Raw genomic sequence first — 9,049 nt, forward strand, 5'->3', positions numbered from 1 at the left:
GAGGTGTATTTTATATGAATGGTCATTCTCAGTGGGAAAAGCCAGAAAGATTAGTAGTAAACAGAATGCCGTCATTCCCAATTAATGTTTTTCCAGATTGGATTAAAGATTTTGTAGAAGGGATATCTAAGGAATTAAATACACAGGTTGATTTAGCGGCAACTGCAGTTCTATCAATCCTTTCTACATCATTGGTAAGAAAGTATAAGTTCAAATACGAAAATTTAAATTGGACACAAGAATTAAATTTATATTTATTACTTGCTAGTGACCCTGGTTCAAAAAAAGATACTGTGCTTAATAGAATTTATCAGAAGCTAGTAGAATTACAAAGATTACAACTGAGAAAAGTTAGGGAAAAAGAGCCAGTGATTTTAAGTGAGTTGGATATTAAGAAAAGCTCATATGATAAATTGATTAATAAAGGAAAAGAAGATGATGAAGAAAAAATTAAGCAATTGAAAAAAGAAATTATAGATTTAGAGAAATCACTTTTCAGAAAGATGTTTATAATCAGTGGCGATGTCACCCAGGAACGAGTTGCAGAATTACTTAAATTAAATGAGGAAACACTTACAATAGCAACTGCAGAAGCCTCTGAAATGTTTGATCATCTTGATGGAAAATACAAAGTGGATAGTATCGATATTTATCTTAAAGGATGGGAAGGAACAAGCTATGACAAATTACGTTCATCTACTGAAGATATCAGTCTTGAACATCCGTTACTAACACTTTGTTTATTTACTCAACCTCAAGAAGTTTTAAAGTTAAAAAAACATGAAGGCAGAGGACTGTTACAAAGATTTTTGGTTTCAGTTCCCGAACGTTTTCCAAAGGAGAAGATTTCTCTCAACAATAAAATGTTTAATTCATTAATTACTACATTTGAAGAAAACATTCAGATATTATTTGAATTAGATAACAGGAACGCAAAGACTATTACTGTAGATCCAAATGCATGGGATGAATTTGATAAGTTTTATTTGGATATAATTTATGAATCATATGAAGATGTTACCTATACTACTCAACAATGGCTAATGAAGGCTTGTGGAAATATTATTAAGGTAATTTGTTTAATAAAATTAGCAGGAGCTATTATCGATAAGAACGAGAAAGATTATATATCCTTAGAAAAAGAAGATATTGAAAAAGCAAGGTTGTTATTTGACTATTACTATACTCATTTTAAGAAGATCGCAGAGGAGAAATATAAGACATTTAAAGAAAGTGAATTAGAGTTTTTCTTTAAACGGTTGATTCAAATTAATAATCATTTTGGTTTAGATGGAAAAATAAGTGCAACTACTATCAATAATAATATAAAGAGATTTAATAATGAGCAGCGAGAAATTATGTATGAAAAACTTCAGGAACACAAGTTATTAAAAGTGAGTCAACAGGGGCGTAAAATAACCGTAGAGTTAAATCCAGAAATAAAAAAAATGTCCTACAAAGATGCGATACGCTTCGTAAGGACAAGTATTAACTAAAGTATAGTTTTATTTTAACAAATATTTGGTTATCAATCCATATAAATGTGTACAAATAGACAGATTTAGAATCAGTATTTTTCAAGGGTTTAACAAGAAAATGATTTCAAAGTGTATACATTGGTTGGAAATAATGTATACACTTTATATCTTTTTATACCTAAGGTTCAAATGAATTTTAGTTATTTACTGTAAACAATTTAGTATTCTTAATAATCATATGTTTACATTTAAATTTCCTCGATGCTAAAAACATTTATAGATAAAGGGCTGGACAGTGTTTATGAAAGGAGAATAACTATAGATTATTAAATAGATTAAAGATTTAGGGGCATACGCATAACCCCACCATTAAGGGAGGGCAGGGTGTAGGAATATGATAAAAGTCATTCGCTGAAACTGTTTTATCTAGGTCTATTATATCATGTGTAATTAAGTTGTGAAATCGGAATTTCAAGCAAAACTGCGCATAGAATGGAATCGTATTAAAACGTACTTACCACTATTTTTATATAAGAACCTTCACGTTTTAATGTTAGGGGGGAATGAAAGAGGAATTGTTGAAGTCAGTATTATTAAAAACTAGGAGAATTTTCACCCTAATTTTTACCTTTTATTCAGATGGAATAAGGGTAAAAATTACTCATCTGCAAAACAGATAAATTTTACCATAAATTTTACCCTGAAAAAGTGCGCTAAACCCTTAAAGATCAACTGTTTAATAATGTTAAAGGAATTAAAATATAGAGTGCAGTATATTGTTAGCTATCCGAAAACTTGCAGAATAGCGTAACGATATACAGGATTTGCACTCTCTAGGAAGGGAAAGCTAAACTTGGAAGTAATAAACTATAAGTTAACACTTAATCCAGAGAAAAATCGCAACTATCTATAAAATTGTATTGTCGATATATGTCTATGATGATATGATATAATGTTATTTCAGGTAAGCTTTTAGGAGGAAAATAAAATTGTTTCTAAATGAGCGTAGAAAGTTAAAAAGATTGTGTAAAGAAATTGCTTTTAATAAAAGTATTAATATAGATTCAACCGCAAATAAATATAATATGACGATCATCTCTATCTTTGCTGTGTGCATACTAGGTCGTTTACAACATAAAAGGGTTGTAACGCTAAAAAACCAGAGTGATTTTAATGAAGTATATAATGAGGAGATAAGTTACTTAACTAACAGGTTTCCCTTTTTAACTAAAAGAATAACAAATAGTCTAGAGATTATCCCAAACAAATCTTTTATTAAGATATCAAATTATATTAATGAAATAGAGCACTCCTTAGATAACGTCTTAGCATGGGCATATCAATATTTAAAGCACGACAAAGAAAAAGAGGTTTATGCTAAATCATTAAATGAAGGTAAAAAAATTGAAGGCGAAGGAATTGCACCAGCAACTCAGTTTTTTACTGAAGACTATATGGTTAGATATCTAGTCAACAATGCTTTAAGCCAATTTGATTTAACCAAAGTCAAACTAAGTGAATTAAAAATATTGGATCCTGCATGTGGTGGGGGGAATTTCTTAGTTCATGCATTAGAAATACTCTATAATCATTTTGCACCAAAAGCAGAATCAAAATTAAAACTAATTAATGAACTTGTAGAAAAAGTACTTACTGGCTATGACATTGATCAAGACCTAGCCGAAGTTGCTACATTGAATATTTATTTGAAGGCCGCTTCTTTTATTAACCCTAACCAATTAGATATTTGCCCTTCTATTTATACTAGTCAAAAACAATCCGAGGAGATTGGCTCTTTATTAAGATGCTATTCATTAGACATAGATGTATTGAATGTTAGTAACGGGGAGACTGAGTCTTATAAAGAGATTTTTAAAGAGGGGATCTATCAAGCGGTATTAACAAATCCTCCGTTTATGGGGAAACGTAACATGGGTAAAAATTTGTTGAATTACCTTAAAGAAAATTATCCTTATTCAAAAGGGGACCTATGTATTGCATTTATCCTTCGCTGTACTGAATTGGTAACTGATAAAGGGATTGTTGGAATTGTTAACCAAACAAGCTGGATGTTCCTTTCTAGTTATTCAGAAATTAGAAAGAAATACTTGGAAGAGAACAATCTAATTGAAGTAGTTGATTTGGGGTCAAATTCATTCTTTGATATTAATGGTGAAAAAACAAATGTTGCTTTAACACTATTAACTAAAGAGCCACCTAAATCGGATACGAAATTCCTTAAATTAAGTTCTCTCTCGCTTGAACTTAAAGAAGAATATCTTTTAGAAGAAACTATACCAGATAAATTTATATATTATCGTTCCCAAAATGAATTACTAAAGAATGAAGGACATGTTCTTCAATACGAATCAAGTAGTAATATAAATCATTATTTTAAAAATCTAACACCTTATAAAGAATATGCGACGCCGATGCAAGGAACTTCTACTGGTGATAACAAGAAGTTTATAGATTATTCTTGGAACCGCCAAGATGACCCCGATTGGAAACTTGTAAGTAAAGGTGGAGGTTACTCAAAATGGAGCGGACTTAATATATATAAAGTTAAATGGGGGGAAGAAGCAGAATATATAAAACAACATCCCGGTTCTGCCCTTCGTAATTTACAATATATGAATGATACTGAATTGGTATACAGTGATACTGGTACACGTGGTCTTAGTGTAAGGATCTTAAAAGAAGGTCAAAAGTTTATTGCCTCTGGCCCTGGAATTCGAATTCATAAGGGTAATAAATTTGCACACCTTGCGTACTTAAACACACGTACTGTCTCCTATTTTATAAAACTGCTAACACCTAAATATACAATCGCTGCAGGATATATAGGAAAATTGCCTGTTACTGAAAGCATTATAAGTTCTGAACAGTTAGCAGAAATGGGAGAAAGATGCTATAACCTAAAAGAGTCTTATTTAAGTAGAAAGTTAACCAATGAGGAATTTGTTCAGCCTGACTTTTCTAAGATACATTCCGTTAATGATTATTTTTATAATAATATAGAGAAGGATTTATATGAAGAGTTAGAAAGACTGAAAGTCGAGAACGATATTGACCTATACGTTCAAAATGAACTGAAGATGACTTTAGAAGATGTACAAAAAGTGACTGAAAAAGTTGGCAAACCGGTTTTTAAAAACACACAAAAAGAAATTAATCTTACATCCCAAGAACTTGATAAACTAATAACAAATATACTTAGTAAGTCATGCCAGTATGGATCAAATAAAAAGACTATCTTTGGTATGGAAGGTATACTTGAGGACCTATCTTTCACTTTACATGTAAACCCTAAATTTCTCTTTGAGTTTATTATTAAAGATTTACATTCAATGCAAAAAGTTAAAAAAATGTATTATGATGATTTACTGCATAAAGCTCTACTTTCTTTATTTGGGTTTCAAAAAAATACGTTTAACAATCGAGAATTATATTTAGAAGATATAACATTAGAAATAACTAAGATACTTCCTTTCCTTGAAAGAAAGGATATCGAAGGCTGGATTGATAAAAACTTTTGGCCTATTCATTCAAGAGTATTTTATAATAATCCAATATTAGAGAGGCTAGATTCACCCTCTGGTATAAAATTTCGTACTAGGAGAAGTTTAGTTACATCCTAAACTTCTTCTTATATTTGTGGAGGAAATCGAGATATGAATAAAAGACTTATTTCAGATATAGTAAACATCGTTCAAATAAGTATTAATAAAAATTCAAAATTTAATACGCAACAGAATGCTTTTGTAAAAATAGACCCAGAAGTACTATTTACAATACGGAGTGAAAGAATTGCACTTTCCATGGGTATTCTCGCTTCATTGAACTTCCGTGATAATAAAAGGATTGCCCTTGATGGGACCGATTTACTTAACCATATTAAAGTTTTTAAAGAAAAGACCCCATGGGTTTCAGTTTTACTTAATTACTATTTTAAGTTAGATACTTCTGAACAAGAGTTATTTAATAAATGGTATATTGAAATTTACCCACTTTGTTACAATGAAATAAGTTTAAGTATGATTTATGAGAGCTTATTGTCTTATGAATGGATTCTAGATGAAACGGGATTCCATGTAAAATCTGATAAGTCTAGTAGAAATCGTTCTGGCTCGTATTATACGCCTGAATATTTAGCCGAAATATCAATAAGAAAAGTATTAGACCAGAAGCTCGAAGAAAAATTAGGTATTTCTCAATTCTCTTTTAATCCGTTACAATACAAACTACAATTTAATGATATTGTTACTCTTTTAACATCTTCTAAAATCATTGACTTTTCATGTGGTACGGGTCATTTCCTAAAGGCTGTAATAGATTATATTAATAAATATATATTACCTCTACAGCCAGACCCCGAAAATATTTCAGATACACAAGAAGATTTAATATCTCTTTTCATAAGTAACATTTGGGGTGTTGATATTGATTTTATCGCACTGGAAATTGCCAAAAATGAAATCCTTTCTTTAACGGATGACCGGGACGTTCAACAAAAGATTAATGGACAATTTATTCATGGTAACCCTTTAATTCCCACTCCGTTTAATATAATTGCAGATGAAGAAAAAAGAAAACTAACAGCTGCTGGTTTTCTATATCATACTGATTTGGGATTAATTTGGGGAGAACGCGAAGATGAAATAAAAGATGGTTTTGAACTAGTGGTTGGTAATCCCCCCTGGGAAAAACTTAGATTTGAAGAAAAGTCCTTCTTCCGCCCATGGGCACCACATATTTCTAAACTTAACAAAAAAGATGATCGAGCAAAGGAGATTGAAAAACTTAAGCAGTCCCAACCTCGAATTTATGGATATTATGAAAAATATGTTTCCCAGTTAGAGGCTTCAAAAGAGTTAATTAAAGGAAGCACTTTGTTTAGAAATTCGGCAGTCGGAGAATTAAATACGTATGCTTTATTTACAGAACTTGCTTCCTCATTCATTAGTCTAGAAGGTAGAGTTTGTTATATTGTAAAAAGTGCTATTATAGTCAGTCCAGTAAATGAAGGTATATTTAAATTTCTACTGACTCAAAACCTTATAATTGGGTGTTTTGATTTCGTTAATAGAAAAAACATATTTGCTATTGATAATAGGGAGCGTTTTTGTGTACTTATCTTAGGTGAAAATCACAATAATTATTTTCATTATAAATCTGGATTAACGTCGCCAGATGAATTGCTAGTAAATGGTGAGGATCTGCATATAACATCTGATATTTTAAATCTTCTTAACCCTTTAACAGGAATGCTTCCTAGTGTAACAGACCCAATGGAACTTACATTCTTGACTAGAATGCATACCCTACACCCTGTTTTAGAAGGGGAATTTCCAGACTGTAAGTATGGCAGATTAGTTCACTTTACAAACCATGCTGATTTTATAGATAGAGAACCTCAAGAAGATAATATTCCAATATACGAGGGTAAATTCATTGAACTCTATGATGGAAGGTATTCAACTTATGAGGGTGTTGAGTTTAGTGAGCGTTATGGTAACAAAGCTAGTTCAATTGTAATTCCTGAAAATAAAAAAGAGGATTCTTCAATACTTCCTACTTCTAGATATTTCATTAAAAAAATCAAATGGAAATCTTTAAATAAGAATTATATAGAATATTATTCTCTAATGTGGAGGAGCTTAACATCAGCTTCTAATAGAAGAACCACAATTTCGACTATATTACCACATTGCCCTGCATCTCAATCAGTTCAGTTTTTACAATTGGAGAGCAAAAAATCTTTAACAATATTATTATCATTATTTAATTCTGTTATTTTCGACTACATGGTGAGGTTAAAATTAAACGGAATTGATTTGACACAAAAGATATTAAAACAAATCGCAGTTCCATCTATCAAACGTTTTGAAAAACCGATTAATTTTGATGGTGTTAATGCTACAATATATGACCATATAGCATCTAGGGTGGCACTACTATTAGGTAATGATGAAAGAATGATTACGTTCTCTAATGAAATAATGCCAATTAAATATCCAGTAAAACAGTTACAATGTGCAAATCGCAAACAAATTATTGCTGAAATTGATCAATTAATTGCCTTAACATATGATATAGATGAAGCAACGTTCAAAATAATACTATCAAGCTTTCCTAGCTTTTATTCTGAACACGAAGTTAATCAGTATTTTGACAAAGAAAAACAGGCCCGCCCCCTATCTTAATATTTGGGGGCACCTGTTTTTTCTTTGCATACCATAAGTTAATTGTATTAATGATGTTGGCCATAAAAAATTAATGTGGCTGCAAGATTTTGTGCTTGTTGTATCTCGAACGAAATAGTTAATCTACCATATGCCTTTCTAACTGGATTGCTTTCTCCTATAATCCTAAGCTCCGTTTCTGGGACATTATATTCTCTTGTTTGCGCCAAATCTATAGTACCATTTACTTTTGATAAAGGTATCCCTAGATGAATTTCTGGTCCAACCATTTCAATGTGACCCTCATTTGGCCTCTCTCTATCCATATAAACTGGTCCTGAATTACCATTTATTGTACAGCCAGCAATGTTCATCATAGTTTGGTGTTGTCTGACTCTTCTCGCCTCATCAATTAATGGTAATGTTTGAGGTCCATTACGGAAATCCTCAGGATTAACAGTTGTTAGTTCCGCAATATTACCCGCTCCAACTAAAGCTAGAATATCATTTCCTAACTCTAACCCCGCATAGCCTGGCATATATATATCAACTCTGGTTCTAGGATTTTGTTGAACATTTGGTTTCAATTTAAAAAGATCCTCACAAGTTAAAATAACATGATTATTTTCAATATGGGCTGAAATTAATGGGTTATGCCCTTCATCACTATAATGACTGTATGGAAAAACGGTTCTATTATTTGTTGGAGCTTTAATAACATGTATCCTACGTGGTGTCATCTTTTTAATGCCCCCTTATCTAATTATAATTTACCGTAGTATCTACCTTTTGCCCCTTTATTCTGTTCGACAAGTGAGCTTATACTTTGATAATGTGACAATCGAGTTAATGGCTCGACCGTTAACTCATAATGGTTTGGTCCTATCTCTTCAAAAACAAGAATAGAATTTGCTAATTGACCTGGGCCTTTAGGAACAAGCGGTCGCGCAAAGTCTGTCAATTTTTGTCCCGATGTGCTCTTTCCCCTTAATGATAGTCTCCAACTATTGTTAGGTTTTTTAGTCTTCTTACTTGGAAACATAATAACATTCCCGTAATAATCTACACCATGATAACGAATAGTAAAATTTAAGGGATCTATATGGGTTGGATTAAGTAAATCAATGCCTCCGATTCCTCCATGTTTACTACTAACTGAAAGGTCTAATATATTCCTTGATCCTGATGTCATACTTCCAGACTCGAACCATACAGTTACTCCTCCTGATGGTGGTGATGCTGTTCCAGGTGGCGATGATACCGGACCTCCCGATGGTGATACAGGTCCAGGTGGCGATGATACCGGACCTCCCGATGGTGATACAGGTCCAGGTGGCGATGATACCGGACCTCCCGATGGTGATACAGGTCCAGACGGCGATGATA

At 32.0% G+C, this 9,049-nt stretch carries 6 protein-coding genes; 4 read left to right on the top strand and 2 right to left on the bottom strand.

Annotation, left to right across the window (positions count from 1 at the left end):
- Nucleotides 1–14: 14 nt before the first annotated feature.
- From NST46_RS12665 to NST46_RS12675, 3 genes are all read left to right on the top strand, one after another.
- Complete coding sequence (locus NST46_RS12665; protein ID WP_341137302.1) at nucleotides 15–1,496, top strand: DUF3987 domain-containing protein; 1,482 nt, start codon at nucleotides 15–17, stop codon at nucleotides 1,494–1,496.
- Between the two features lie 971 nt (nucleotides 1,497–2,467).
- On the top strand, nucleotides 2,468–5,119 hold the full coding sequence (locus tag NST46_RS12670; protein ID WP_341137303.1) for an Eco57I restriction-modification methylase domain-containing protein: 2,652 nt from the start codon (nucleotides 2,468–2,470) through the stop codon (nucleotides 5,117–5,119).
- 33 nt (nucleotides 5,120–5,152) lie between these two features.
- Nucleotides 5,153–7,684: an Eco57I restriction-modification methylase domain-containing protein gene (locus NST46_RS12675; protein ID WP_341137304.1), complete on the top strand. Its 2,532-nt coding sequence runs from the start codon at nucleotides 5,153–5,155 to the stop codon at nucleotides 7,682–7,684.
- Between the two features lie 47 nt (nucleotides 7,685–7,731).
- Here NST46_RS12675 and NST46_RS12680 read toward each other — a convergent pair whose 3' ends face one another.
- Both NST46_RS12680 and NST46_RS12685 read right to left on the bottom strand, forming a co-directional pair.
- Nucleotides 7,732–8,403, bottom strand: a complete 672-nt coding sequence (locus tag NST46_RS12680) for a hypothetical protein (RefSeq protein ID WP_341137305.1) — start codon at nucleotides 8,401–8,403, stop codon at nucleotides 7,732–7,734.
- Between the two features lie 23 nt (nucleotides 8,404–8,426).
- Nucleotides 8,427–8,624 (bottom strand): hypothetical protein, encoded by a 198-nt coding sequence (locus NST46_RS12685; protein WP_341137306.1) that lies wholly within the window; start codon nucleotides 8,622–8,624, stop codon nucleotides 8,427–8,429.
- A gap of 163 nt (nucleotides 8,625–8,787) precedes the next feature.
- Between NST46_RS12685 and NST46_RS12690 the strand changes: the two genes are divergently transcribed.
- The coding region (locus NST46_RS12690; RefSeq protein WP_341137307.1) for a hypothetical protein at nucleotides 8,788–9,049 on the top strand (262 nt) is incomplete at its 3' end.

This window comes from Oceanobacillus sp. FSL W7-1309 (assembly GCF_038002145.1).
Taxonomy (GTDB): Bacteria; Bacillota; Bacilli; order Bacillales; family Amphibacillaceae; genus Oceanobacillus; species Oceanobacillus profundus.

What these genes read in the sequence shown, in the direction of transcription:
- NST46_RS12680 (WP_341137305.1), bottom strand. Translation starts at nt 8,403, where the DNA reads ATGACACCACGTAGGATACATGTTATTAAAGCTCCAACAAATAATAGA.
- NST46_RS12665 (WP_341137302.1), top strand. Translation starts at nt 15, where the DNA reads ATGAATGGTCATTCTCAGTGGGAAAAGCCAGAAAGATTAGTAGTAAAC.
- NST46_RS12675 (WP_341137304.1), top strand. Translation starts at nt 5,153, where the DNA reads ATGAATAAAAGACTTATTTCAGATATAGTAAACATCGTTCAAATAAGT.